The following is a 23,878-nucleotide window of genomic DNA, read 5'->3' as shown; positions in this document are numbered from 1 at the left end:
TGGGGGGTCCCGGTCTCAGCCTCGGGGCGCGGGGACGGCGGCGCGGCCCGACACGGGCTTGCGGCCCAGTTTCGGCCGCAGCAGCCAGGGGCCGACCTTCCAGAGGAAAAGAGCGAAGGCGGCGCTCCAGAGCAGGGCAGAGAGGGTGATGCCGTCAATCCCGAAGGGCAGGGGCCGTGCGCCGGCCAGGCGCGCGACCATGGCGAGGCAGAGCAACAGGAAGGCGCTGCTCAGTGCCGTGCCCGCGCTCAGCGGACGCCCGGTATGCCCCATCGAGGCGCGCATCATCACCGCCAGGGTCATGCCGCCGACCGCGCCGATGCCGAAGACATGGGCGGGGACCGCCGCGCCGACGAGACCCGGCACCGCCGCCGCCGTCGCCGCAAGGCCCAGGGGCACCGACAGGTAGGCAAGATGCAGCATCAGCAGAAGCGGCGAGCGCCAGCAGGATGCGCCCCTCCAGCGCAGTAGCCGCAGCAGATGCAGGCAGGCCGCGAGGCTGCCCAGCAGGGCGGTGACGGGATGCAGGGGCGCGAGGCTCCAGCTTGCCAGGGCCAGCGCGGCCAGCAGGATCGCGGCACCGTCGAAGCGGTTGAAGGCAAGGGGCAGCCGGGTGGCGCCCTGCTGGACCAGCCAGTTGCGGGTGAAGCTGGGGATGATCCGGCCGCCGATCAGCAGCACCAGGAAGATCAGCAGCGAGAGGCCCAGCCGTCGGCCCAGGTCGGCGCTGCCATGGGCCATGGCCTCGAGGTGGTAGGTGAGATTGGAGGCCCAGAGCAGGGTCACGGGCACCAGCACCTTGAGGTTGCGCCAGTTCCGACCGGCGATGATCTCGCGGGCGATCATCGCGGCCACCGCCAGCAGGAAGAGCTGGTCCAGCCCGGCGGCCAGCGGCGCGCCGACCGGCAGCAATCCGGACGAGGCCAGCCGCCCCAGCCCCCAGAGTGCCAGCAGCGCCGCCAGGGGCCAGCCCCGCGTCGGCATCCTGCCGGTCCAGTTCGGTACGGCGGTGAAGAGAAATCCCGCCACCACGGCGGCGCCATAGCCGAAGATCATCTCGTGTATGTGCCAGTCGGTGGCCGAGAAGGGGCCCTCGATCGAGAGCGCACCGCGCCAGGCGAGCCACCAGAGCGGGATCACCAGCAGGGCGAAGAGACCGGCGGCAAGGAAGAAGGGGCGGAAGCCGTAGCTGAAGAGGGCAGGGCCCCCGAAGGAATCGCGGGGTGTCATGGCAAGGTCCTGTCGGAAGGAAAACGGGCGGCGCCATTGGCACCGCCCGGATCAGTCGGAAGGCGCAGGGCGCCCGGATCGTGCGACCTGATCATTCAACCTGGGCGATGAGATCGGCCATGCGGGTCTTGGCCTTGCCCTTCTGTTTCACCGCCGTGGCCGCATCGAGGTTCACGGCCTCGCCGACCTGGACCAGGGCGACCATGCCCATGGCGTAATGCGGGGTGCACTTGATGCCGTAGACCCCCTCGGCCTCGACGGTCAGGTCGAACTCGGCGTTGAACTTGGATTTGAAGCCCTCGACACCCTCGGGCAGCATGTCGTCGATCGCCTCGACATTGTGGCCCTTGTCGGTGGGGATGAAGCGCACCACGTCGCCGGGCTGGGCCTTCACATAGGCGGGCTCGAAGACCATGGCACCGGCCTCGCCCTTGTTGAGCATGTGCACCTCGATGGTCTCGGCCTGGGCCAGGCTGGCGGTGAGGGCAAGGGCGGCGGTCATCATCAGTTTCGTAAGCATCGGAGCATCCTTTCATTTGTCCGGTTGCGTTCTTGGCCGCCTGTATGCGTTATGAACCCCAGCCGAACGTTGCGTTGTATCAAACTCCGGACAGGAAACGTGCCCAAGCTCGACGAAAGCCTTCTGGCGGATCTGCCGCCCTTCTCCCTGCTGGAGCGGAGCCAGATCAGGGAGATCCTCGATCGCGCCGTGTCGCGTCGCTACGAGGAGGGCACCGCGATCTTTCGCGAGGGCCATGACGCCGACCGGTTCTTCCTGTTGCTGGATGGCTACCTGCGCGTGGTGCGCTCCACGCCCGGCGGGGACCAGGTGATCGTGCTGCATATCTCTCCGGGCCAGCTCTTCGGTATCGCGCCGGCGCTGCAGCGTGACACCTATCCGGCGACCTCCATCGCGGCGGCGGAATCGATTGCCCTGTCCTGGCCGGTCAGCCTCTGGTCCGAGTTCACCGCGCGCTATCCGGGCTTTGCCAGCGAAAGCTACAAGACCCTCGGCCAGCGCCTGGGCCAGATCCAGGAGACGCTGACCGAGATGGCCACCCAGGCCGTGGAAAAGCGCGTCGCCTGCGCGCTCCTGCGCATGGTCAACCAGAGCGGCCGCAAGACCGGCGAGGGCATCGAGATCGCCTTTCCCGTCACTCGCCAGAATATCTCGGACATGACGGGCACCACCCTGCACACGGTCAGCCGGCTGCTCTCGGCCTGGCAGAAGGACGGCATCGTCAGCTCGACCCGCAAGCATATCGTGGTCACCGATCCCCACAGGCTGGTGGTGCTGAGCGGCGTGCAGGGCTGATCCCGCGCGGGGCGAGGCTCAGCGCAGCCGGGCTGCCAGCTCCTGCCGGAAGTCGTCTTCGTCCAGATCATACTCCAGACAGGCATCCGTGATGGTGTGAAACGGTGCGATCGGGCAGCCGGGGCAGAGCATGCGATGGCCCAGGAAGACCGAGGCCAGCTGCGGCCAGGCCGCGAAGAGCTCTGACAGGGGCAGCTCGGGGTCGTCGAGGTCTGGGGGGCGCATGGCGTGTCCTTTCACGCCCCCATGCTGCGCTCATCTTTCGCCCGCTTCTTTGCGTTTGCGCAACAAGTGCCGCCGCCACCCTGCCTAGACATCCGGTATCCGCAACAAAGGTCGGGACCGCGACATGTCAGAACTACTCACCAAATCGCGGGCCAGGAACGTGTTCTACGGGGGATCCATCTTCTTCGTCGTCGTGTTCGTGGCCCTCACGGCGCAAAGCCACCGTCACATCGTCGACAAGGCCACGGCAGGCATGCCCCTGACCGAGGAGGTGGCCCTGGGCAAGCACGTCTGGGAGCGCCACTCCTGCATCAACTGCCACACGCTGCATGGCGAGGGCGCCTATTTCGCCCCCGAGCTTGGCAACGTGATGACCCGCTGGGGCGCGCAGGACGAGCCCGAGCTGGCCTACGAGATCCTTGATGGATGGATGCAGGCGCAGCCCTCGGGGATCGAGGGGCGCCGCCAGATGCCGCATTTCGAGATCACCGAAGAGGAGATGCGCGGGCTCGCGGAATTCCTCCGCTGGGCCGATCAGACCGACACCCAGAACTGGCCGCCCAACGACGCCGGCTGAGCGCGGGACAGGAGAAAGAACCATGAAATACCAATCGCAAAAGGTGGCCTACGCCTATTTCCTCGTGGCCATGGGCCTGTTCGCGATCCAGGTCGCAGGCGGGCTGCTGGCGGGCTGGATCTATGTCTCGCCCAACACGCTGTCAGAGCTGCTGCCCTTCAACGTTATCCGCATGATCCACACCAACGCGCTGATCGTCTGGCTTCTGCTGGGCTTCTTCGGGGCCGCCTACTACCTGGTGCCCGAGGAGAGCGAGCGCGAGATCTTCTCGGTCAAGCTGGCCTATATCCAGCTGGCAATCCTGGTCGTGGGCACGCTGGGGGCAGTGGGGTCTTACCTCGTCGGCATCCACGGCGGGCGCGAGTTCCTTGAGCAGCCGCTCTGGGTGAAGTTCGGCATCCTCGTCGCCGCCGTCATCTTCCTCGTGAACGTCTCGCTCACCTTCCTCGCGGGCCGCAAGACGGCGATCACCAACATCCTGATGATGGGCCTCTGGCTGCTCTGCCTGCTCTGGGTTTTCGCCTTCATCAACCCGGACAACCTGAGCCTGGACAAGATGTACTGGTGGTTCGTCGTCCACCTGTGGGTGGAGGCCACCTGGGAGCTGGTCATGGCCGCGATCCTGGGCTTCCTGATGCTGAAGCTGACCGGCGTGGACCGCGAGGTGATCGAGAAGTGGCTCTACATCATCGTGGCCACCGCGCTCTTCTCGGGCATCCTTGGCACCGGGCACCATTTCTACTGGATCGGCACGCCGGGCTACTGGCAGTGGGTCGGTTCGATCTTCTCCACCTTCGAGGTGGTGCCCTTCTTCGCCATGATGTCCTTTGCCTTCCTGATGGTCTGGAAGGGGCGCAAGAACCATCCCAACAAGGCCGCGCTGCTGTGGTCGCTGGGCTCAAGCACGGTGGCCTTCTTCGGCGCCGGCGTCTGGGGGTTCCTGCATACGCTGCACGGGGTGAACTACTACACCCACGGCACGCAGATCACCGCCGCCCACGGGCACCTGTCCTTCTACGGCGCCTACGTGGCCCTCAACCTGGCGATGTTCAGCTATGCCATGCCGCTGTTGCGGGGCCGCGCGCCCTATAACCAGGTGCTCAACATGGCCAGCTTCTGGCTGATGACGGGGGGCATGGCCTTCATGACCTTCACCCTGACCTTCGCGGGCACGATCCAGACGCACATGCAGCGCATCGTGGGGGATTACTACATGGATGTGCAGGACCAGCTGGGCCTCTTCTACCTGATGCGTTTCGGCTCCGGCGTGGCCGTGGTCCTTGGGGCGGTCCTCTTCATCTACTCGATGCTCGTGGTGCGCCGCGAGGTGGTGAAACCCGGCCCCGTGGTCAAAGACGCAAAACTTGCGGGAGAGTGATCCGATGAAAGACCTGACACACCCCGACCTGCCGTTCTACCAACCCGTCGCCGATGAATGCGCCGTCTTCGAGATGGCCCAGGCCAAGGCGCTGCCCCTTCTTCTGAAGGGGCCCACGGGCTGCGGCAAGACCCGCTTTGTCGAACATATGGCGGCCCGGCTTGAGCTGCCGCTTTACACCGTGGCCTGCCATGACGACCTGTCGGCTGCCGACCTGATCGGGCGCTACCTGCTGAAGGGCGGAGAGACCGTATGGGTCGACGGGCCGCTCACGAGGGCGGTGCGGACGGGCGGAATCTGCTACCTCGACGAGGTGGTGGAGGCCCGCAAGGACGTCACTGTGGTGCTGCACCCGCTGACCGATGACCGGCGCCGGCTGGTCATCGACAAGACCGGAGAGGAGCTGGAGGCGCCAGAGAGCTTCATGCTCGTCGCCAGCTACAACCCCGGCTACCAGAACATCCTGAAGAAGCTGAAACCCTCGACCCGCCAGCGCTTCGTCTCCATCGGCTTCGACTTCCCCGCGCCCGAGGTGGAGGTGCCGGTGGTCATGGCCGAAAGCGGTCTCGACGAGGGGCGCGCGAAGGCGCTGGTGCGTCTGGCCGGCGGTATCCGCAACCTGACCGGCATGGACCTGGAGGAGGGCGTCTCGACCCGGCTGCTGATCTATGCCGCAACGATGATCGCCGGGGGCATGGGTGTCGAGCGGGCGCTGGAGGCCGCCATCATCGAGCCGCTCTCGGATGAGCCAGACGTGCAGCAGGCTTTGCGCGATCTGGCCATCGCGATCTACGGGTGAGGCCATGATCCACGTCCTCGACCTGATGGAGCCAGAGGAAACCATCGGTAACCTCTGGCACGACATGGCAACACGCCGGGCGGCGGGGGATGCCGCCGACCGCGCCGTCAGCTTCGTGGCGATGCGTCCCGGCCTCTCGGCGCTCTTCCGCGCCCTGGGTGGAGCAGCAGGGGTCGAGATACAGGTCTCGCCCCTGGCGTCCTCGGACCACCGCCCAGGCCTGCTGCGCCGGGTCGGCACCCCACGCGAGATGGGGCACCTGGCGGATTTCGACGGCGACCGCCTACGCCTGCCGCCGGTGATGGATCACTTCTCGACCCCGGCGCTGAACCGCGCGGCCTACCTCTGGCTGGCGGCCATTGCCGCCTTCGCCAGGGTGCCCGCGCCGCAGGGCGATCCCTACCGCGACGACCTGGCCCAGATCGCCGCCAACGCAGCGGCGATGGATCGCGCCTTCGCCGCCTGTCCCGGCCTGCGCGAGGCCTATCGCGCGCTCTGCCGCGAGACCTGCGCCCTGCGCGGGCGCATGGGCCTGCCCCGGCACGAGGCTGCCATCGAGCGGCTGATCCTCGACCAGATCGGCTGCGAGCGTGGCGGCTCCGAAGAGCTGACCACCCCGGCACCACGCGGCTACCGCAGCTATGCGCCGGTGCCGATCTGGCTGCGCCTCCTGTCGCCTAGCGTGGGGAAGGGGGCCTCTGACAGTGCCGAGGAACCTGACCCCGCGCCCGCCTTCGCGCTAGCCAGCCGCAAGGAGGCCAGGCGCGAGGCGCGCGACCAGGCCAACCGCAACGACGGTTTCATCATTCATCGGTTCGAGACGATCATGTCCTGGGCCGAGAGCCTGAACATCAACCGGCTGGTGGATGACGACGACGCGGACAATGCCGCCAAGGCCGCCGAGGATCAGGATCACCTCAGCTTCTCTGAAAACATGAAACGCGCCGCGACCCGGCTGCGCCTGTCGCTGGACCTCTCGCCGCAGGATGCCGAGCACGAGCGGCTGGCGGGCAAGTTCACCTACCCCGAGTGGAACCGCCGTACGGGCGACTACATGCCCGCCCATACCCGCGTGCTGGAGGCCCCGGCCAAGCCGCGCGCCGAATATGCGCCTGATCCGCGCCTTGTCGCGCGGGTGAAACGCCAGTTCGCGCCGCTGCATCCGCGCCGCGTGATCCTGCCCCGGCAGATCGACGGCGAGGACCTGGACCTGGACGCGGTCGTGACCTCGCGCACCGATATCGCCTGCGGCCAAGAGGGCTCGGACCGGGTCTGGCAGGCCGGGCGCGCGGTGGCGCGGGATCTGAGCGTGGCGATCCTGATGGATTGCTCGCGCTCGACCGAGGCCGCCATCGGCGACACGTCGGTGATCGAGGTGGCGCGCGAGGCCGTCGCGGCCCTGGCCTCGGGCATCGACACGGCGGGCGACCGGCTCGGCATCTGGGGGTTCTCCTCGCTGCGCCGGGACCGGGTGTTCCTGCACCGGGCCAAGACCTTCGCCGAGCCGATGTCAGGACAGATCACCGCCCGCATCGGCGGGCTGACACCGGGTCATTACACCCGCCTCGGCGCGGCGATCCGCCATGTCTCGGCCCAGCTGGCCGAAGAGGGCGCGACGCGCCGCCTGCTGCTGGTGCTGACCGACGGCAAGCCCAATGACCTGGATCACTACGAAGGCCAGCACGGGATCGAGGACAGCCGCATGGCCGTCCGCGAGGCCCGCGCGCAGGGGCAGGCGGTGCATGGGGTCATCGTCGACCAGGACGGACAGGACTGGTTCGCCCGCATCTTCGAGCGCGCCGGCTTCACCCTCTTGCCCCACCCCGAGCGCCTGCCGCGCGCGCTGCCCGAAATCTATCAAACCCTGACCATGGAGAGCTGACATGAAACCGATCCTCGCCCTTGCCCTCGTCCTGCCCACGACCGCGCTGGCCGAAGCTTTCGATCGTCCGATCCCGCAACCGCAGACCGAGGCGGCCGAGTTCTGGTTCTTCGTGGGCTCTGTGGCGCTGGTGCTCTCGCTGGTGGCGGTGCAGATGCTGGTGAGCCGCAGATGAGACCCCGTTGGCGCCTTCTTGCCGCGCTCTATCCCTTCGGGGCGGGGGCCATGGGGGTGAACCTCTTCTTCGCCTCGCTCATCGGTTCCTGGCTGGGCTGGCCGGTGCTTAGCCCCACCCATGCCGCCATCGGAGGGCTGGTCATCGGCCTTCCCGCGACTTACGCCTTCGGGTGTCACATCGTCAGGCTGATGGAGCAGGCAGAGCGCAAATGATGGCATGGAGCGAATATGTACTGGCGCTGGCGGCTTTCGTGGCCAGCCACTTCCTGCCGCGCCTCGGCGGGCTGCGCGAGGGGCTGATCGGCCTGCTGGGGCGGCGGGTCTATTTCGCGGCCTATGGGCTTCTGTCGCTGGCGCTGCTGGTCTGGCTGATCATCGCTGCGGGCCGCGCGCCATATGTCGAGCTCTGGCCGCAGCTGCCCTGGACACGCTGGTTGCCCAATCTCGCCATGCCGCTGGCCTTCGTGATGGTCACCTGCGGCGGCGGGCTGTCGGCGGTGACGCTGGGCGGGCGCAGCAAGGCGGCCTTCGATCCCGCGAGGCCGGGCTTCGCGGCGATCTCCCGGCATCCGCTCTTCCTGTCGCTGGCGCTCTGGTCCGGGGCGCATCTCTTCCCGAACGGGGATCTCGCCCATGTGGTCCTCTTCGGCAGCTTCCTGGTCATGGCGCTGGCGGCGGTGGCGGCTTTCGACGCCAAGGCCCGGCGCAGCCTCGGCGAAAGGGCGGGGGCCTACTTCGGGGCCACGGCCCTGTTGTCCCTCGGGCCGCTCTTCGACCCTGGCTGGCGTCGCGCCAATCTTCGCCGCCTGGCCCTGCGCGCGGCCCTGGGGCTGGTGCTCTGGCAGGGGGCGCTGCATCTGCATGCGCTGGCCGGAGTTTCGCCTCTTCCGCACTGAAGTTGATCCTGCGCAAAGTCGGCGCCGGGCAAAAGGCACATACCGGGCGCATGAAACAGCTCGACCGCCTCAGAACCTTGGGCCTTTTCGACGCCCGAGTGCCCCGCTACACCTCCTATCCCACGGCCCCCGTCTTCTCTGCCGAGGTGGGCGCCTCTGCGCAGGCCCAGGCCCTGGCCGCACTGGATCCGGCAGAGCCGGTCTCGGTCTACCTGCATATCCCCTTCTGCGAGCGCCTGTGCTGGTTCTGCGCCTGCCGCACCCAGGGCACCAAGACGCTGTCGCCGGTGGAAAGCTACATCGGCACGCTGGAGAAGGAGCTGGCGCTGCTGGCCCGGACCCTGCCCGAGGGGCTGCGCATGGGGCGGATGCACTGGGGCGGGGGGACGCCCACCATCCTGCCGCCTTCGCTGATCCACCGGCTGGCACAGGCGGTGAAGGCGGTGATTCCGCCCACCGGGGACTGGGAGTTCTCGGTCGAGATCGACCCGACCATGGTGGACCGCGCCAAGATCTCGGCCCTGGCGGAAGAGGGGATGAACCGCGCCTCCCTCGGCATCCAGGATTTCGACCCCAAGGTGCAGGAGGCCATCGGCCGCCTGCAGCCCTTCGACATCACCCGCGCCTGCGTCGAGGATCTGCGCGCCGAGGGCATCAGCTCTCTCAATGCCGACCTGGTCTATGGGCTGCCGCACCAGGATATCGCCCGGCTGGATGACACGGTGTCGAAGGTGCTTGAGCTCGGCCCCGACCGGGTGGCGCTTTTCGGCTATGCCCATGTGCCCTGGGTCGCCAAGCGTCAGGCGCTGATCGAAGAGGCGGCCTTGCCCAGGGAGGTCGCGCGCCACGAGCTGGCCAACCATGCCGCCGCCCGCTTCACCGCCGCCGGGTTCGCCGCCATCGGCATCGACCACTTCGCCCGCCCCGAGGATGGCCTGGCGCGGGCTGCGCAGAGCGGCCACCTGCGCCGCAATTTCCAGGGCTACACCGATGACACCTGTCCAACCCTGATCGGCCTTGGCGCCTCGTCGATCTCGCGGCTGCCTGCGGGCTACGTGCAGAACGCCGCCGCCACCGCCGCCTATATCCAGCGCATCGAGGCCGGGCAGCTGGCCGGGGCCCGTGGCCACGTGATGACCGGGGACGACCTGCTGCGGGCCCGCGCCATCGAGATGATCATGTGCGACTTCCGCCTTGATCGCCGTGCCCTGCGCGCGGCCTTCGGCAAAGGCGCGGCAAGCCTTGATCCCGACCTGGCCCGGATCGCTGCCCGTTTCGGCGATTTCGTCACTCTCGATTCCGATGAGCTGCGGATCCGGGACGCCGGCCGCCCGCTGACCCGCATCATCGCCAGCGCCTTCGATGCCCATGTGCCTGACGGGGTGCGCTACAGCCAGGCCTCCTGAGCCAGACCTCCTCGGGCCCTGTCCGGTCCGGGGGCTGCCGCGGATTTGTTGCAAATTCGCCGCAGCGGTCGGTCTGGCCCCAGAACGGCAATTCCACGACGTCTGCGCCAGATTATCCTGAGCTTTTGAAGCAGTGACTCGGGATATTTGCCATGGCCTCCGAAGATTTGACCGCCGCCGGACATGCCCTTGAGACGGCCCTTCGGGAGCGCGATCCGGCAGCCCTCACCTCGGCACGGGCAAAGATGCTTTCTCTACTGAAGGCGTCCCTGTCGGAGAGTGGGGCCGAGGCAGAGACCGCGCTGGAGGCCACGAGACAGGAGATCGACGCCCGCATCGCCGGGGCCGGGCTCTCGGTCTTTGCGGATGGAGAGATCAGGGATCTTGCCGAGGCGGATCTGCTTGCGGCCGGCAAGAGCGTCGAGGCAGGCGACGGCAGCAATACCGCAACGGTGAAGCTTCGTTCCGCGCTCCTGCGCATGGGCTATCAGCGCCAGGCGATGGCCTATCACGAGGCACGCATAGCCGAGGCGGCAAGGTCCGCCGCCGAAGCCCCGGCGGCAGAGCCGCAGGCCGACCAGGAAGAGCCGCAGTCAAAGTCCCCGCCCCAATCCCAGCCTCAGCCCGAGGCGCAACCCCAGGAGACGCCGAGGCAGGCGGCGCCTCCGCCGACGGTCGATGAGGCGACGGTCCTGCGGATCATGGGGGCCTATCCGACGCTCAAGGCGCGCAATGAAATGCTGCGCAACCTGCGCAGCGGTCTCGAAGAGATGGGCGTGCCGAAAGGCGCCGTCGAGGCGCGGATGGAGGATATCAAGGGCTGGGTCCGCGACGAGCTGCAACGCCGTCACGACGAGGACCGGGCGCTTGGCTGGGAGAACATCAAGACCATCCTGGCCGCCCATCCCGATGTGACCGACGAGGCGCGGATGCTGGGCCTGGTGCAGGACGCCCTGGCGGCGGAACGGGTGCGCCCCGCTGCGATCGAGGGCAAGCTGGGCGATATCCGGGGCTGGGTGCGCAGCGGGCTGGCCGAGCGCGCCGCGGCAGAGCAGCAGGCCAGGGCAGAGGCCCAGGCGGCGGAGACCCAGGCGGCGGCAGAGGCCGAGGCCGAGGCACAAGCCAGGGCGAGGGCAGAAGAACAGGCCAGGGCCACGCGCGCGGCGGCGGAAGAGCAGGCCAGGACGGAGGCTTCTCGCCGGGCGGAGGCCGAAAAGGCGCGCCAGCCCGCGCCAAGGGACCCGCAGGAGGCCTGGAAGCGCAGGACCACGATCACCAACACGATGAACGAGGTTCTGGATGAAAAGCCCCTCTGCAGCTTCGACGAGGCCCAGGCCAAGCTGACCGAGAAGCTTTTCTTCAAGGGCTGGGACCATGTGGCGATCGAGGATGCCCGCAAGGAGATCGCCGAGGTCGGCACAGAGGCCTTCCACAAGCGGCGCGAGGCGCGCGCGAAGGCCACGACATCGCGGCAAGCTACGGGACAGGCCGGGGGCGGGGCGGCGAAGCGGCCCAAGGGGGCGCAGCCTTCCGGACAGGGGGGCGCTGCGGCGGCGCTGCTCGTGGTGCTGCTGCTGGTCGCGGGGGGTGGCGGCTACTGGTTCTGGTCTTCGGGCAGGGAACCGGAGCTGCCCGACTCTGGCCCGGCGGTAGCGGCGTCCGCCGACACCCTGGACTCGCGCAGGAAGTTGGCGCTTGGGTTCGAGGTGAAGCGCTCCATTGGGGAGGCCTTGATCCAAACCCTGGAGTCCTTGCCCGCCGGGAGCGGCACGCAGGGGTTTGCGGAGAACTGTATCTACGACCTGACCTGGGAGGGGGGCCTTCACTACGGCTTCAAGGGAACCGGCTACTCGGATGGGGTCGGCGGACGGACCAAGCGTTCGAGAGAGGTTCTGGTGCGGGCGCATGAGGCTTCCGGTGCCGGGCTCATCTACATTGAGCACGGCCACTTCGGGCTGGGCGGGGGCCTGAATCTGGGGGAAGCCTATCGCAGCGAGCTCGAGGCCATGGTGCAGGGCGCGCCTGTCGATGCCGAAGGGCGCCTCGGCCTGCTGATCACCAGCATCGAGGACAACACGGGGCAGTCCATGCTGGTGCGGAGCGGGCTGGTGCGGGCGCCGGATGGAGAATTGATCATCCAGGATGTCGAAGTCAGCGACTTCAAGAAGATCCTGCAAAGACCCGAGTTCCAGGGGGATCTACGACTGCGGCATGACGTTCAGATCGGCCCGGACTGGAAGCCGCGGGTGGTGGGGTCCGGCAGCTACGTGACCCCGATCCTGAACCGCGAGGACATGCGCAGGTTCGAGGCAACGCAATTGATCGGTCTCAATTCCGCGGTCAAGCGCAACCAGTGTGCGTTCCCCGATGACGTGGCGCGTGCCATGTTCTTACTGGTGACGGACCGGACGCTCGGGCTGGCCCAGAAGATCCCCCGCTAGAGCGCGGTCGCGCAGGCTCACGCCCCGCGCTGCCCCGGTGGAAGGTCCCGCACCAGCCGGAAACCCAGGTGATCCGGGGGGATGCCGACGGCGCAGCCGCCGGCGCGGGCGTCCCGGATGAAATCGACGATGGCGGCGCGGTGCAGCCCGCCGGCGATGCGCACCCAGCAGTAGGGCGCGCTGCTGGCCACTGTGCCGTCGGGGGCCAGGGTGCCGTTCTCGAGGCAGCCGTCGGTCCATTCCCAGACATTGCCCGAGATATCGGCGATACCCCTGGAGTTCAGCCCGAAGCTGCCGGCCGGGTGCAGCACCGGGCTGGCGGTCCCGCGCAAGAGCTGCCCGGCCTTGTAGCGCGCCAGCATCCGCTCTCCGGGATCGAGGTCTCCGGGATCGGCCACCGCATCGCCGTAGCGCTCGGCGGCGGCCAGTTGCCATTCCTGCGCCGTTGGCAACCGCCAGGGCGCGCCGGTGATCTCGGCATACCAGGCGGCGAAGGCGCTGGCCTCCTTCCAGTTGACCTGGGTCTGGGGCAGCGCGGCGCCGGTCGCGGGCACGGGCGGGCAGGCCTCGGCCGCGACACAGGCGGCATATTGGTCCTGCGAGACCTGGTATTTCATCATCTCGAAACCCGCCACCGGCACCGGGACCTCCCGCGGGGTACTGGCCTTGCCGGCCAGCGCGAAGCTGCCGAAGGGGCGGTAGTTGATGGTGCCTCCCTGAACGGTCACGGTCTCGACCGGCGGGAAGGGCAGGGGGGCAGCACCTCGGTGCGGTGCGCCGAGCAGCAGGCCAAGGGCCACCAGGCCCGCGGCACCTGCGGAAAGGGCCATCCGTCTCATCTGCGGTCTCCTTTCAGGAAATGGGGGCGGCCCGTCGCCTGGCCGCCCCCGTCACGCCGCTGGCTCCTCCGGGCGAGGCCGCGGTTATGGCAACGCGGTCTTGCCCTCGTATGCGGCGTTGTACTCGACCGGAGCCTGCACCTGTTCCATCAGGTCGTTGTTCCAGTCCCCCTCGACCACCACGTGTGCCGTGGCCCCGAGGTTCACGGCCTCGATAAGGTTGTGGTTCACGTAGGCGTAGACGCCGGGTTGCAGGAACTCGTAGAGCGCCGCCCCCGCCGAGCCGCCACGGATGAACCAGGTCTCGAGGTCGCGTTCCGGCGGGTTGTTGAACTTGCCGGTCTCCCAGACAAGATCGCCATGGCCGCCGATCAGGTGAGGCCGGGTGTCCCGGTTCGCCTGGCTGTGGACAAAGAGCACCTTCTCGCCCTGGGCCGCGTGCAACGCGTTGTCTCCGGTCAGCGCACCGATCTTGCCGTTGAAGACCACGTGGCTGGGGATCAGCCCGTTCATCACTTCCAGCGTGTCGGGATAGCTCTCGCCGACATCCTCAAAGCGCTTGAAGTTGCCGTCTTCATCCCGCGGGATGTAGAAGTCGTTCTCGCCGATGTAGAACACGCGGTCATAGCGGACCGGAGCGCCCTCGTGGTCGGTCAGACCATTGCGCGGCAGGATCATGATGGCGCCGGACATGCCGCTGACGACATGCCAGGGGATCATCGGGCCACCGGGCGCACAATGGTAGACGAAGGTGCCCGGACGGGTGGCCTTGAAGCGCAGGGTGGTCTTCTCGCCGGGGTTGACCAGCGTCAGCGAGCCACCGCCAAGCGCGCCCGTGGCTGCGTGGAAGTCGATATTGTGCTGCATCAGGTTCTCGGGCGAATTGTAGAGCGTCAGCTCGACGTAATCGCCTTCGTGGACCACCATCAGCGGCCCCGGAATGGACCCGTTGAAGGTCATCGCCTGAAGATAGGCACCATCGCCCACCTCGACCTCCTTCTCGACGATCTGCATCTCGAACTCGACGATGCGCGGTTCGGCGGGGGCCACCTGCTCGTGCTCATGCACGAAGGGCGGGCGGACCAGCCGGCGCTTGATGCGCCTGAGGCTCGACAGGTCGGCTGGGGGCACCATGGAGGTGTCCATGATCTCTTCGGTCTTCGCGGCTTTGGTCAGGACGGGCAGCGCGGCAATTCCTGCGACCCCCATCAGTGCGGCTCTTCTCGTCAGCATCTCACTATCCTTTCCGGTGTTTGTGCTGTTTGAGGCCATGCTATGCCGCCGTGCCGCGCGGAACGTTGATGAAGCGCAAACTTCTGCATGGATTGCCGGCACGCGTCGCGATCCGGCGCATGGTCAATTGCAATGGGGCCAAAGAATTCGTCCTGCTGCGAGAATTGATCCTGTCGCGGAAAACGAACGCGCGGATGTCGCGGTGCAATGGGCGGCCAAAGCCTTGGAAGTAGGTGAATCCTATAGGGCATTCGCCCGGATCATTGGCTTGCAAACAGTCAATTTTTTTGAGTTCGCAAGTAGATTTTTCTATACGTGCTGACAATTCGTATCTTAAGATAGAATTAACCTCGCAGGGATCCCGCATGACGGGTGCCCTGCAAAGGAGGAGTTTTGTTGGTGAGCGCAGTGTTCTTGCGCCCGGTCGGTCCCGCATCCGGGCGCGCTTCAGGCAAGGATCGGGGCCGTGCGGTTTCTGCAGGGGGCCGGCGGGTGTCGCCGCCTCGGGCGCGGAAAGTTGCAAGGCTGCGTTTCGATCTTTTTCAGGCACAAAGGCCGGTTCCTTTTCCGTCCCGGCGGGCCCCGGCCATCTGTCACGCCAATTGCGGCGTGCTCGGCTGTTGCCGGCCAGCGGCCTTCCGGAACGCCCTGCCGGATTAAGAAGATCATGTGTGTGTTGTGAAAGTGAGTAATCGTGTCAAACGCTCTCGATAAATTCTGTGCCGAGTTTCTCTTCGTCAATTCTCCTGCCCGTCAGCGTATCTCGCTGCTTTCCGTTCTCTGCCTGACGGCGGCGGCCCTGCCGGGGCAGGCGCAGGATCTGAACGCGCCGCTGTCCTTTGAAAGCCCCGATGTGGCGACCTCGGCGAATATCGCCACCGTCCCCTCTCAGGGGATAAGTGGGCGCAGCGGGCGGTCGGGGTATTACACCTGTAGCCCGATGACATGGGGCCAGGCCTGCGCAGGGTTCTACGAATTCGGCACGGTGATCCAGAACGATGCCACCAACGGGCGCAATGCGCCGAGCTCGGGCACGGTCACCAATGTCGAAAGCGACGCCTCGGGCACCGTCTCGGTCGTGGATTACGATCCGGGCACGGTGAACACCGATGGCTTCTCGGTCGAGGTGACACGGCTCGCGGGCACCGTCGAGAGCGAGCTGATCAACTCCCAGACCTCCTTCGGTGCCACCGAATACATCAACGATGGGGCCTCCTTCGATATCGAGATCGAGGACCAGTTGGGCAATACCGTAACGCTGAACTACATCGAGGTGGATGACGGGTTCGGGGGCTATACCGGCGGCGCGTCGGTGCAGGACATCGCCGATGACATCAACGAGCAGGTGACCCTTGGCAACCTCGAAGGGCTGACGGCCTCGGTGATCGAGGACCCGGACAACGCGGGGCAGTTCAGCCTGTCGATCGAGGGCGTTGAGGGTGATGACACCCCCTTCACCATCGAGGCGCTCAATGCCAGCTCGACGAATGCCGACCCTGTGGGCACGGCGCTGACGGATCTGACCTTCGAGCCGATCCAGACCCAGTCCGAGCCGGTGCAGGCGGAATATACCGTCAGTGGTGCTGCCTCGAACGGCACCTTTACCTCTGACGGCAACGAGGTGGTGGTCGATGGGGTCGTTGTGGGCCTGGTCTCTCTCGGCACCGCCAATTTCAGCGCCAACGAGGTCAATGCGGGGGTGACCCCCGGCACCAACGGCAATCCCGGCAATGCGGCCACGGCCCTGGTCGAGGATCTGAGCTACGGAGAAATCGCGGTGGCCGGAGATACCGCCGTCACCCTCGACAGCACCGGCGGCGACGCGGGGCAGGCGGGGCAGGGTGGCAAGGGCGGCAATGGGGGTGCCGGTGGTGCGGCGGTGACCGACACGGCACCGATCATCCTCTTTTCGCCCTTCCCGCCCTTCACGGTTCCCTCGACCAGGGTGGTCGAGATCCAGGGCGGCGCCGGTGGCAATGGCGCGACCGGGGGGGCGGGTGGCAATGGCGCCATCGGCGGCACCGGCGGGGCCATCGACTTTGCGCTTGAAAGCACCCTGACATCGACCCCGATGGCGATCGACGCCACCTCCACCGGCGGCTTCGGCGGGACCGGCGGGCTGGGGGGGCTGGGGGGCAACGGCGGCAATGGTGCCAATGCCACGGCCTCCATCGAATCCAACAACCTCCTGCCGGTCACCGCCTCCGCGGCCGGTGATGGCGGTGGCACGGGTGGCACCGGCGGAGTCGGCGGTGTCGGCGGCACGGGCGGCACCGGCGGGCAGGTCGTGCTCTCCTTCGACCTCGGCGAGGCCACGGTCGACACGGGCGCCCGCGCCCAGAGCCTTGGCGGCCAGGGCGGCGCGGGCGGCCAGGGTGGCCAGGGCGGCACCGGCGGCACCGGCGGCGCTGGCATCGCCTATACCGATTTCGTGCTCAGCGGCGCCTCAGAGGCGGGCCGCCTTGGCGGCACCGGCGGCACCGGCGGATCGGGGACGACCGGCGGTACTGGCGGCCAGGGCGGCGCGGTCAGCCTGACCAATAGCTCGACCCAGATCCAGGCCAGTGACTACGGGCTGATCGGTCTGTCGCGCGGCGGCACCGGCGGCACGGGCGGCCAGGGGGGGACCGGCGGCACCGGCGGCACCGGCGGCGCGGGCGACGAGATCACCAACTACGCCAATATCACCATCCTCGCCGAGGGCGGAGACGGCGGCACCGCGGGCTCTGCCGGGGCGGGCGGCGATGGCGGTACCGGCGGCGCCGGTGGCCTGGTCGAGATCTTCAACACCGGCGATGGCACCATCGTTGCCGGCACCCACGGCATTCTTGCCCAGAGCACCGGCGGCATCGGCGGCCTGGGGGGCACGGGGGGCACGGGCGGCACCGGCGGGCGGGGCGGGCGGCATGGTCTGATCCTGCCGATCGAGGAATGGCCGTTCTATGGTGGCGCCTGGTCCGAGGCCGGAGATAGCGGCAACGGCGGTAATGGGGGCCTGGGGGGCAATGGCGGCGACGGTGGCAATGGCGGCACGGTCTCGGTCGAGAACGCCCAGACCATCGCCACCACCGGGACCGAGTACTCCAGCGCCATCCGGGCCGAGAGCCTGGGGGCCATCGGGGGCGGCGGTGGTGCGGCGGGTGCGGCCGGTGCAGGTGGCGCTGCCGTTCAAGGCGGCTTCGTGAGCGAAACCTTCTTCGTCGGGACGGGCTTTATCATCCAGGAGCTGACCTGGAACGATTCCTCGGCCGGTAGCGGCGGCTCGACGGGCAGCGCCGGAACCGCCAGCTTCACCGGCGGCGACGGCGGAGATGTCTCGGTCGACAACACCGGCGATATCGCCACCTCTGGCACGCTGTCGGACGGCATCATGGGGATCTCCATGGGCGGGGTCCACGGGCTTGCGGCCTTCGAGCCGGCCGATGTTTTCCGGGACGGGCTGGTGACGGGCAACCAGACCGGCGGCGCCGGCAACGTGGCGCTGAGCAACACTGCCTCGATCATCACCTCCGGCACGGACTCCGCCGCCATATCGGCGCTCAGCGTCGGCGCGGGCGAGGCCAGCGGCACGGTCGAGCTGACCAACAGCGGCCAGGCCATGACCAGCGGAGACGGCGCCCATGCGCTGATCGCCGCCAGCCGCGTCTACCAACTGGGCAGCGGTACGGCGCAGGCCTCGGGGGGCGTCACCGTCTCGAATGTCTCGGGCTCGGTCACCACCGGGGGCGCCGATGCCACCGGGATCTGGGCCGAAAGCAGCTCTGAAATCGGAGACGCACAGGCGGTTTCGGTCGACAATTCCTCGGGCATGATCCGCCTGCAGGGCACGGGCGAGGCCTCGGCGATCTATGCGCTGAGCGAAAGCACCGATACCGGTGGAGGCAATGCGGGCGATGTCACCATCGACAATGTCGCCGGGGTGATCCTTGGCGAAACCGGCGGCACCCAGGCGGTGATCGACGCGCGCAGCCTCTCGGCCAGCGGCGACAGCGGAGCGATCAGCTTCGACAATATCAACGGCAGCATCCAGTCCGACAACACCGGCTCGGTGGTCATCTTGCAGACCCTCGCCAGCACCGGCACCACCGGCGGGATCACCGGCATCAGCCGCTCGTCTATCGTGGCCACCGCCGATGGCGCCACGGCGCTGACGCTGGACAGCACGGGCCTGATCTCGGGCGATATCCTGTTCGACAACGGCGGGCTGATCGAGGGCGGCAGCGGTGGCACCGCCATCGCCATCATCGGGGGCACGGACAACGTGATCACCAATGACGACAGCCTGAACGGCAGCGAGGATGCGATCATCCGCACCGCCGGCGGGGTCTTCGACACGGTGATCACCGGCACCACCGGCAATGATAGCGTGCAGAACCTCAACGGCGCCTATATCGGAGGCTCGATCACCCTCGGCGCCGGCGCCAACTACCTGCTCAACACCAGCGGCTCGCTGATCGAGACCGGCGCGGTGATCGACGTGGGCGCCGGCAACCTGGTCGAGAACGATGCCTTCTTCTCGCCCGGCGGGCTGGACGAGGTGCTGAACTCTGCCAATGCCAATGGCCAGCTCGAGATCACCGGCGATTTCACCCAGACGGCCAACGGCCAGATGCTGACCGATGTGAACTTCTCGACCGGCGGCGCGGCGGCGGACTTCTCGGACTTCGTCAACGTCAGCGGCACGGCGACGCTCAACGGCTACGTGACGCTGAACCCGGCCACCGGGGCGGGCAAGCCGGGCGACTTCAAGATCCCGCTGCTGACCGCCGGAACGCTGATCGACGACGGGATCGAGGTCTTCCCGACCTTCGCCAATGGCTCCCCGTCCTCGACGGTCGTCTTCACCCCCTCGCTGCTCTTCGAGGGCGACACGCTGAACCTGGTCTACCAGGTCGACTACAACCAGATCCCGCTGAGCGAGAACCAGGAGGAATATGCCTCCAACGTCAACGACATCCAGACCGCAGGGATCGAGGGCTACCAGCCCGTCGCCTTCGAGCTGCTGGAGATCTCGGACGAGACCGAGTACCGCATCGCGCTCGACTCGCTGACCGGCGAGGGCACCACCTCCGCCCAGCACCTGGGGCTGGAGGCGCGGGGCAGCTTCATGGGCAGCGTGCTGAGCAACGTGCAGACCGATGACTTCTGCTCGGGCGAGGAGAGCAGCCGCAACATCGGCCAGGCGGACAGCAATTGCACCGGCGACCTGAGAAGCTGGGCCGGCTTCAGCTACCAGTACTCGGACCAGCGGCTCGGCTATGCCAACCCCGAGCTGCATCTCTACAATGCCGCCTCCTCGAAGATGGACTACCGGATGTTCCATGGCGGCTTCGATGCGCAGGTCACAGACCGCACCCGTGTCGGCCTGGCGTTTTCTTACACGGATGGCGTCTACTCGGTGCCCGATCGCTGGACCCAGGGCCATATGGACAGCGGCGACGTGGCGCTCTACTTCGCGCGCGGCTTCGGGGCCAATGGCTATCTGAAGGGCCTGGTCTCGGCCGGCTGGGCCGCTTTCGACCAGGACCGCAGCGCCATGGGCCGCCCGGTCTCTGGCTACTTCGAGACCTACTCCTTCGGGGCCCAGCTCGAGGCCGGCGTTGAGGTCATGGAGGGGATCACACCCTTCGTCGGCATGCGTCTTGACCGTCAGCGCCGCACCAGCTTCACCGAGGATGACGTGACCTGGGGCAACACCTACGACAGCCAGATCACCGACAGCCAGCAGCTGCACTTCGGTGTCGATATCGAGCGCGAGATCGACCTTCGCAGCGGGCGGAGCCTTGCGCTCTCGGCCCGCGTGGCGGGGGTGCAGGAGTTCGCCACCGAGCGTGCCCTGACCGCGGCCCCGGCCTCGGCCCCGGACTTCAAGTTCGACGCCACGGGGGCGGCAAAGGAAGAGCTGCGCTTCAACCTCGAAGTGGATGCGACGCTGATCAACCCCGCCAATGGCACCGAGCTGCGCGGCTTCCTGAAGACCGGGCTGGGCACGCGGGATCGCGGCGATTCCGTCGGGGTCGAGGTGCGCTGGAGCTTCTGATCCGCTCAGGCGAAGGGCAATGGGGCAGGGGCGTCGCCAAAGGCGGCGCCCTTCGCCTGTCGGGCCACTGCTTGGGCCTCAGCCGCCGAATTCGCTGACCACGCGATGCGCGTCGGGGTGAAAGATCGCCTCGGTGAACTCGATGATCCCACCCGCGGCGTCAAAGCCCCGGCGGGTGATCTTCAGCGCCGCGGAAGCGGGCAGGGCCTGCAGCCTCTCGGCCACCTTGGGCACCATGTTCACCGCCGAGACCTCCTGCAGCACGCGCAGCGGCAGGCTGCGGTTGGCGCGCAGGGCGGCGTAGATCGACTGGTCGATCAGCGAGACATCGGGCAGGGCCTCGGTGGTGAAGGTCGAGCGTTCGATGGACATCGGGCGTTCGTCGACGAGGCGCAGCCGCTCGAGCCGCACCACGCGTTCCAGGTCCGGGCGGCCCAGCACGGTGCGGTCGTGGTGGGTGGCCGGCGCCACGTGGCGCGACAGCCAGATGGTGCGGCTGGCATGGCCCCGGCTGCGCAGCACATCGGTCAGGGAGCTCACCGGCGGCGCCGCCCGCTGCGGAGCACTGCCCGAGATATAGGTGCCCGAGCCCTTCTTCTGATGCACCAGCCCGCGCTCGGCCAGCAGCGCCAGCGCCTTGCGGATGGTCACCCGGCTCATGCCGCTCACCTCGGTCAGCTGGCGCTCCGAGGGCAGACGCTCTTCCGCCTGCAGCGCGCCGCCCTCGATCAGCCGCGTCAGGCTCTCGGCCACGTTGCGATAGATCGGGCCCGAGCTGTCGCTCTGGGCGATGGCATCGCGAATCAAGTCGAGCTGCATGGGGCGCCTCGGGTCCTGGTGGATAATACCACTTTAATACATCTTGCGGATTTCAGGATCAATCCGGAATTTTCGCGCCCTGTTCGGCGCCCATATGGTGTTATGTTTCAAGGGTGTTCCGTGATTGGTATTGTAGTGGTATTTCCTGACAGGAAAATAACTTGAAATTGGTATGTCCTGTGGTACTTCTTCCGGAAAAGGGGGACCGCATGGCGCAACTTTCACTTCGCGGCGTCCGCAAGAACTTCAAGAACACCGAAGTTCTGCGCGGCATTGATCTAGAGATCCATGATCGGGAGCTGGTCGTCTTCGTCGGCCCCTCGGGCTGCGGCAAGTCCACCCTGCTGCGGCTCATCGCCGGGCTCGACACGATCACCGAGGGGGAGTTCATCCTCAACGGCAAGTCCATGCTGAACGTGCCGCCCTCCAAGCGCGACATCGCCATGGTCTTCCAGAGCTACGCGCTCTATCCGCACATGAACGTCTACGACAACATGGCCTTCGGCGCGAAGCTGATGGGGCTGTCGAAGGACGAGGTGCAGAAGCGCATCGCCGAGACCGCCGAGACGCTGCAGCTGCAGGCGCTGCTGGAGCGCAAGCCGCGCGAGCTTTCGGGCGGTCAGCGTCAGCGGGTCGCCATCGGGCGGGCGCTGGTGCGCAAGCCCGCGGTCTTCCTGCTGGACGAGCCGCTGTCGAACCTCGACGCGGCGCTGCGCTCGGAAGTGCGCCTTGAGATCGCCAAGCTGCACAACAACATCGGCGGCACGATGATCTACGTGACCCACGACCAGGTCGAGGCGATGACGCTGGCCGACCGGATCGTGGTACTGCGTGATGGCGTGATCGAACAGGTCGGCACCCCGCGCGAGCTTTACGAGACCCCGGCCAACGCCTTCGTCGGCACCTTCATCGGCTCGCCCCGCATGTCGCTGCTGAAGACGACCCGCGAGGGCAACCGCTTCGGCGTGGAAGGCAGCGGCTCGGTGCTGCTGCCCGATGCGCCGGAGACCGGCGCAGAGGTCACGCTGGGCATCCGCCCGGATGCCATGAGCCTGGCGCCCGAGGGCTCGGAAGAGGGCTTCGAGGCCGAGTTTGAATATGCCGAGTACCTGGGCAATGACGCCTATGTCTACGCCCGCCTCGGCAACGGCACGCGGGTCAGCCTGCAGGGCGACACCAAGCTGAGCCCGCATCGGCCCGGCGACAAGGTGCGCCTGCTCGTCGACCCTGCCGAGATCCACTACTTCGACAGCGAAACCGGCAGAAGTTTCCGTCAGTAACAACGACCAACCCCAACTTGTGAGGACCACATGACTACTTTCACCAAAGCGCTCACGCTCGGCCTGACGGCTGTCGGCATCGCCGCGCCCGCCATGGCCCAGGACCTGACCTTCTGGAGCTGGCGCCAGGAAGACCGCGCGGTCTACGAAAAGCTGATCGAGGCCTTCGAGGCCGAGAACCCCGGCATCAACGTCGAGTTCGAAGCCTTCGAGGCATCCAGCTACGCCACCATCCTCTCCACCGCCCTGGCCGGTGAATCCGGCCCCGACCTGATGATGGTCCGTGCTTATGGCGCCTTCGAGGCCGTCGCCGGCGCAAACTACCTGATGCCGCTGACCGAGGCCGACGTGCCCGGTCTGGCCGACATGACCGGCCCCGCCATCGCCGCCCAGACCCTGCGCGCCGACGGCAAGATCTACGGCGTGCCGTTTGCCTCGCAGACCATGCTGGTGATCTACAACAAGGACATCTACGCCCAGCTGGGTCTCGAAGAGCCCGAAACCTGGGATGAGCTGGTGGCCAACGCCAAGGCGATCCAGGACGCCGGCATGTTCGGCTTCGCCAACGGCACCGCCACCGCATGGCAGAACGAGACCATCGTCTCGGCCCTGGCCTCGTCGACCATCGGCGCCGAATTCTTCGACGAGATCGTCGAGGGTACCACCGATTTCACCGATCCGCGCTTCGTGGAAGGCCTGAGCAACCTCGAAGAGATCTCGGCCTACTTCCCCAAGGGCTTCACCGGCCTCGACTACGCCTCGGCTCAGCAGCTCTTTGCCTCGGGCATGGCGGGCATGTTCGCCGGCGGCTCCTTCGAGATCGCCAACTTCCGTTCGCAGAACCCTGATCTGAACCTGGGCGTCTTTGCCGCTCCGGGCGAGTCCGCGGATGACGAAAAGCTGGTCGGTGTCTTCTTCGACGGCGGCTACGCGGCCAACGCCACCACCGAGCATCCGGAAGCGGCGAAGAAGTTCCTCGCCTATACCGCGACCTCGGAGTTCGGCCAGGTCTTCGCCAACGAGCTGGGCAACATCACCCCGATCCCCGGCGTCACCTTCGACGATGAGCTGATCAACGAGATCGGCGCGCTGAACCGTTCGGCCGTGCCCTACATCATGCTGACCAACTTCCGCTATGAAGAGCCCTCGGGCTCGGTGCTGCTGCAGGCGGAAGTCCAGAAGATGCTGGCCGGTGAGAGCACCCCGGAAGACGCGGCCAAGGCCGTGACCGACGGGATCGCCACCTACTACGCGCCGTTCCAGGACTAAGCCCCAGGCCGGTCAACGGCCCGGCCGGCCGCGTGTCTTCGCGTGGCCGGCCACCCCCCCCATTCCGCGACG

Annotated in this window: 20 protein-coding genes; 14 read left to right on the top strand and 6 right to left on the bottom strand. The window is 67.2% G+C overall.

Translation table 11 applies throughout. From position 1 onward, the window contains the following. Positions 1-15: 15 nt before the first annotated feature. On the bottom strand, positions 16-1,230 hold the full coding sequence (locus CRO50_RS13490; protein ID WP_097146447.1) for an NnrS family protein: 1,215 nt from the start codon (positions 1,228-1,230) through the stop codon (positions 16-18). Between the two features lie 91 nt (positions 1,231-1,321). Then, on the bottom strand, positions 1,322-1,750 hold the full coding sequence (locus tag CRO50_RS13485) for a pseudoazurin (RefSeq protein WP_097146446.1): 429 nt from the start codon (positions 1,748-1,750) through the stop codon (positions 1,322-1,324). Positions 1,751-1,849: 99 nt separating this feature from the next. Here CRO50_RS13485 and CRO50_RS13480 point away from each other — a divergent pair, with 99 nt between their 5' ends. Next, positions 1,850-2,545: a Crp/Fnr family transcriptional regulator gene (locus tag CRO50_RS13480; protein WP_097146445.1), complete on the top strand. Its 696-nt coding sequence runs from the start codon at positions 1,850-1,852 to the stop codon at positions 2,543-2,545. Positions 2,546-2,563: 18 nt separating this feature from the next. Here CRO50_RS13480 and CRO50_RS13475 read toward each other — a convergent pair whose 3' ends face one another. Next, positions 2,564-2,770, bottom strand: a complete 207-nt coding sequence (locus CRO50_RS13475; protein ID WP_097146444.1) for a DUF1858 domain-containing protein — start codon at positions 2,768-2,770, stop codon at positions 2,564-2,566. 124 nt (positions 2,771-2,894) lie between these two features. Here CRO50_RS13475 and CRO50_RS13470 point away from each other — a divergent pair, with 124 nt between their 5' ends. The 9 genes from CRO50_RS13470 (at position 2,895) to CRO50_RS13435 (ending at position 12,326) form a co-directional block, all read left to right on the top strand. Then, entirely contained in the window at positions 2,895-3,347 is a 453-nt protein-coding gene (locus CRO50_RS13470) for a c-type cytochrome (RefSeq protein ID WP_097146443.1), read from the top strand. 22 nt (positions 3,348-3,369) lie between these two features. After that, positions 3,370-4,725 (top strand): cbb3-type cytochrome c oxidase subunit I, encoded by a 1,356-nt coding sequence (locus CRO50_RS13465; RefSeq protein ID WP_097146442.1) that lies wholly within the window; start codon positions 3,370-3,372, stop codon positions 4,723-4,725. Positions 4,726-4,729: 4 nt separating this feature from the next. After that, positions 4,730-5,524 (top strand): CbbQ/NirQ/NorQ/GpvN family protein, encoded by a 795-nt coding sequence (locus CRO50_RS13460; protein WP_097146441.1) that lies wholly within the window; start codon positions 4,730-4,732, stop codon positions 5,522-5,524. 4 nt (positions 5,525-5,528) lie between these two features. Continuing rightward, positions 5,529-7,406: a nitric oxide reductase activation protein NorD gene (locus CRO50_RS13455; protein ID WP_097146440.1), complete on the top strand. Its 1,878-nt coding sequence runs from the start codon at positions 5,529-5,531 to the stop codon at positions 7,404-7,406. 1 nt (position 7,407) lies between these two features. Further along, entirely contained in the window at positions 7,408-7,581 is a 174-nt protein-coding gene (locus CRO50_RS20180; protein WP_179747287.1) for a hypothetical protein, read from the top strand. Then, positions 7,578-7,796, top strand: a complete 219-nt coding sequence (locus CRO50_RS13450) for an NnrT protein (protein WP_097146439.1) — start codon at positions 7,578-7,580, stop codon at positions 7,794-7,796. The genes CRO50_RS20180 and CRO50_RS13450 overlap by 4 nt, the downstream gene beginning before the upstream one ends. After that, on the top strand, positions 7,793-8,479 hold the full coding sequence (locus tag CRO50_RS13445) for an NnrU family protein (RefSeq protein ID WP_097146438.1): 687 nt from the start codon (positions 7,793-7,795) through the stop codon (positions 8,477-8,479). Before CRO50_RS13450 ends, CRO50_RS13445 begins: the two co-directional genes overlap by 4 nt. 50 nt (positions 8,480-8,529) lie before the next feature. After that, complete coding sequence (gene hemN / locus CRO50_RS13440; RefSeq protein ID WP_097146676.1) at positions 8,530-9,885, top strand: oxygen-independent coproporphyrinogen III oxidase; 1,356 nt, start codon at positions 8,530-8,532, stop codon at positions 9,883-9,885. A 152-nt stretch (positions 9,886-10,037) separates the two neighbouring features. Further along, on the top strand, positions 10,038-12,326 hold the full coding sequence (locus CRO50_RS13435; RefSeq protein WP_097146437.1) for a hypothetical protein: 2,289 nt from the start codon (positions 10,038-10,040) through the stop codon (positions 12,324-12,326). A 17-nt stretch (positions 12,327-12,343) separates the two neighbouring features. Here the strand turns inward: CRO50_RS13435 and CRO50_RS13430 are convergent, their stop codons facing one another. Next, positions 12,344-13,165 carry a formylglycine-generating enzyme family protein gene (locus CRO50_RS13430; RefSeq protein WP_097146436.1) on the bottom strand — a complete coding sequence of 274 codons (822 nt, stop codon included), beginning with the start codon at positions 13,163-13,165 and terminating at the stop codon, positions 12,344-12,346. Between the two features lie 84 nt (positions 13,166-13,249). Then, positions 13,250-14,398 (bottom strand): copper-containing nitrite reductase, encoded by a 1,149-nt coding sequence (gene nirK, locus CRO50_RS13425; RefSeq protein ID WP_097146435.1) that lies wholly within the window; start codon positions 14,396-14,398, stop codon positions 13,250-13,252. On the opposite strand from nirK, the gene CRO50_RS20175 reads away from it, so the two are divergent. Next, positions 14,310-14,720 carry a hypothetical protein gene (locus CRO50_RS20175; protein WP_179747279.1) on the top strand — a complete coding sequence of 137 codons (411 nt, stop codon included), beginning with the start codon at positions 14,310-14,312 and terminating at the stop codon, positions 14,718-14,720. The genes nirK and CRO50_RS20175 overlap by 89 nt on opposite strands. Positions 14,721-15,092: 372 nt before the next feature. After that, on the top strand, positions 15,093-20,438 hold the full coding sequence (locus tag CRO50_RS20485) for an autotransporter outer membrane beta-barrel domain-containing protein (protein ID WP_157791715.1): 5,346 nt from the start codon (positions 15,093-15,095) through the stop codon (positions 20,436-20,438). Between the two features lie 78 nt (positions 20,439-20,516). Here the strand turns inward: CRO50_RS20485 and CRO50_RS13415 are convergent, their stop codons facing one another. Then, positions 20,517-21,257: a GntR family transcriptional regulator gene (locus CRO50_RS13415; protein WP_097146434.1), complete on the bottom strand. Its 741-nt coding sequence runs from the start codon at positions 21,255-21,257 to the stop codon at positions 20,517-20,519. Between the two features lie 209 nt (positions 21,258-21,466). Here CRO50_RS13415 and CRO50_RS13410 point away from each other — a divergent pair, with 209 nt between their 5' ends. Together CRO50_RS13410 and CRO50_RS13405 are read left to right on the top strand one after the other, a co-directional pair. Then, complete coding sequence (locus tag CRO50_RS13410; RefSeq protein WP_097146433.1) at positions 21,467-22,537, top strand: ABC transporter ATP-binding protein; 1,071 nt, start codon at positions 21,467-21,469, stop codon at positions 22,535-22,537. A gap of 30 nt (positions 22,538-22,567) precedes the next feature. Next, positions 22,568-23,806, top strand: a complete 1,239-nt coding sequence (locus CRO50_RS13405; protein WP_097146432.1) for an extracellular solute-binding protein — start codon at positions 22,568-22,570, stop codon at positions 23,804-23,806. The last annotated feature ends 72 nt before the right edge of the window (positions 23,807-23,878 follow it).

The sequence above is a fragment of the Pseudooceanicola antarcticus genome, assembly GCF_900215355.1.
Classification (GTDB): domain Bacteria; phylum Pseudomonadota; class Alphaproteobacteria; order Rhodobacterales; family Rhodobacteraceae; genus Pseudooceanicola; species Pseudooceanicola antarcticus.
The sequence above is the reverse complement of the archived record's forward strand: the minus strand, read 5'-3'. Positions and strand labels throughout refer to the sequence as shown.

Bases quoted from the DNA above. Each gene is read 5' to 3' on its own strand.
- CRO50_RS13475 (WP_097146444.1), bottom strand. From the start codon at position 2,770: ATGCGCCCCCCAGACCTCGACGACCCCGAGCTGCCCCTGTCAGAGCTC.
- CRO50_RS13430 (WP_097146436.1), bottom strand. From the start codon at position 13,165: ATGAGACGGATGGCCCTTTCCGCAGGTGCCGCGGGCCTGGTGGCCCTT.
- CRO50_RS13455 (WP_097146440.1), top strand. From the start codon at position 5,529: ATGATCCACGTCCTCGACCTGATGGAGCCAGAGGAAACCATCGGTAAC.
- hemN (WP_097146676.1), top strand. From the start codon at position 8,530: ATGAAACAGCTCGACCGCCTCAGAACCTTGGGCCTTTTCGACGCCCGA.
- CRO50_RS13435 (WP_097146437.1), top strand. From the start codon at position 10,038: ATGGCCTCCGAAGATTTGACCGCCGCCGGACATGCCCTTGAGACGGCC.
- nirK (WP_097146435.1), bottom strand. From the start codon at position 14,398: ATGCTGACGAGAAGAGCCGCACTGATGGGGGTCGCAGGAATTGCCGCG.
- CRO50_RS20175 (WP_179747279.1), top strand. From the start codon at position 14,310: ATGATCTCTTCGGTCTTCGCGGCTTTGGTCAGGACGGGCAGCGCGGCA.
- CRO50_RS13490 (WP_097146447.1), bottom strand. From the start codon at position 1,230: ATGACACCCCGCGATTCCTTCGGGGGCCCTGCCCTCTTCAGCTACGGC.
- CRO50_RS13410 (WP_097146433.1), top strand. From the start codon at position 21,467: ATGGCGCAACTTTCACTTCGCGGCGTCCGCAAGAACTTCAAGAACACC.
- CRO50_RS13460 (WP_097146441.1), top strand. From the start codon at position 4,730: ATGAAAGACCTGACACACCCCGACCTGCCGTTCTACCAACCCGTCGCC.
- CRO50_RS13445 (WP_097146438.1), top strand. From the start codon at position 7,793: ATGATGGCATGGAGCGAATATGTACTGGCGCTGGCGGCTTTCGTGGCC.
- CRO50_RS20180 (WP_179747287.1), top strand. From the start codon at position 7,408: ATGAAACCGATCCTCGCCCTTGCCCTCGTCCTGCCCACGACCGCGCTG.
- CRO50_RS13415 (WP_097146434.1), bottom strand. From the start codon at position 21,257: ATGCAGCTCGACTTGATTCGCGATGCCATCGCCCAGAGCGACAGCTCG.
- CRO50_RS13465 (WP_097146442.1), top strand. From the start codon at position 3,370: ATGAAATACCAATCGCAAAAGGTGGCCTACGCCTATTTCCTCGTGGCC.
- CRO50_RS13405 (WP_097146432.1), top strand. From the start codon at position 22,568: ATGACTACTTTCACCAAAGCGCTCACGCTCGGCCTGACGGCTGTCGGC.
- CRO50_RS13485 (WP_097146446.1), bottom strand. From the start codon at position 1,750: ATGCTTACGAAACTGATGATGACCGCCGCCCTTGCCCTCACCGCCAGC.
- CRO50_RS13450 (WP_097146439.1), top strand. From the start codon at position 7,578: ATGAGACCCCGTTGGCGCCTTCTTGCCGCGCTCTATCCCTTCGGGGCG.
- CRO50_RS13470 (WP_097146443.1), top strand. From the start codon at position 2,895: ATGTCAGAACTACTCACCAAATCGCGGGCCAGGAACGTGTTCTACGGG.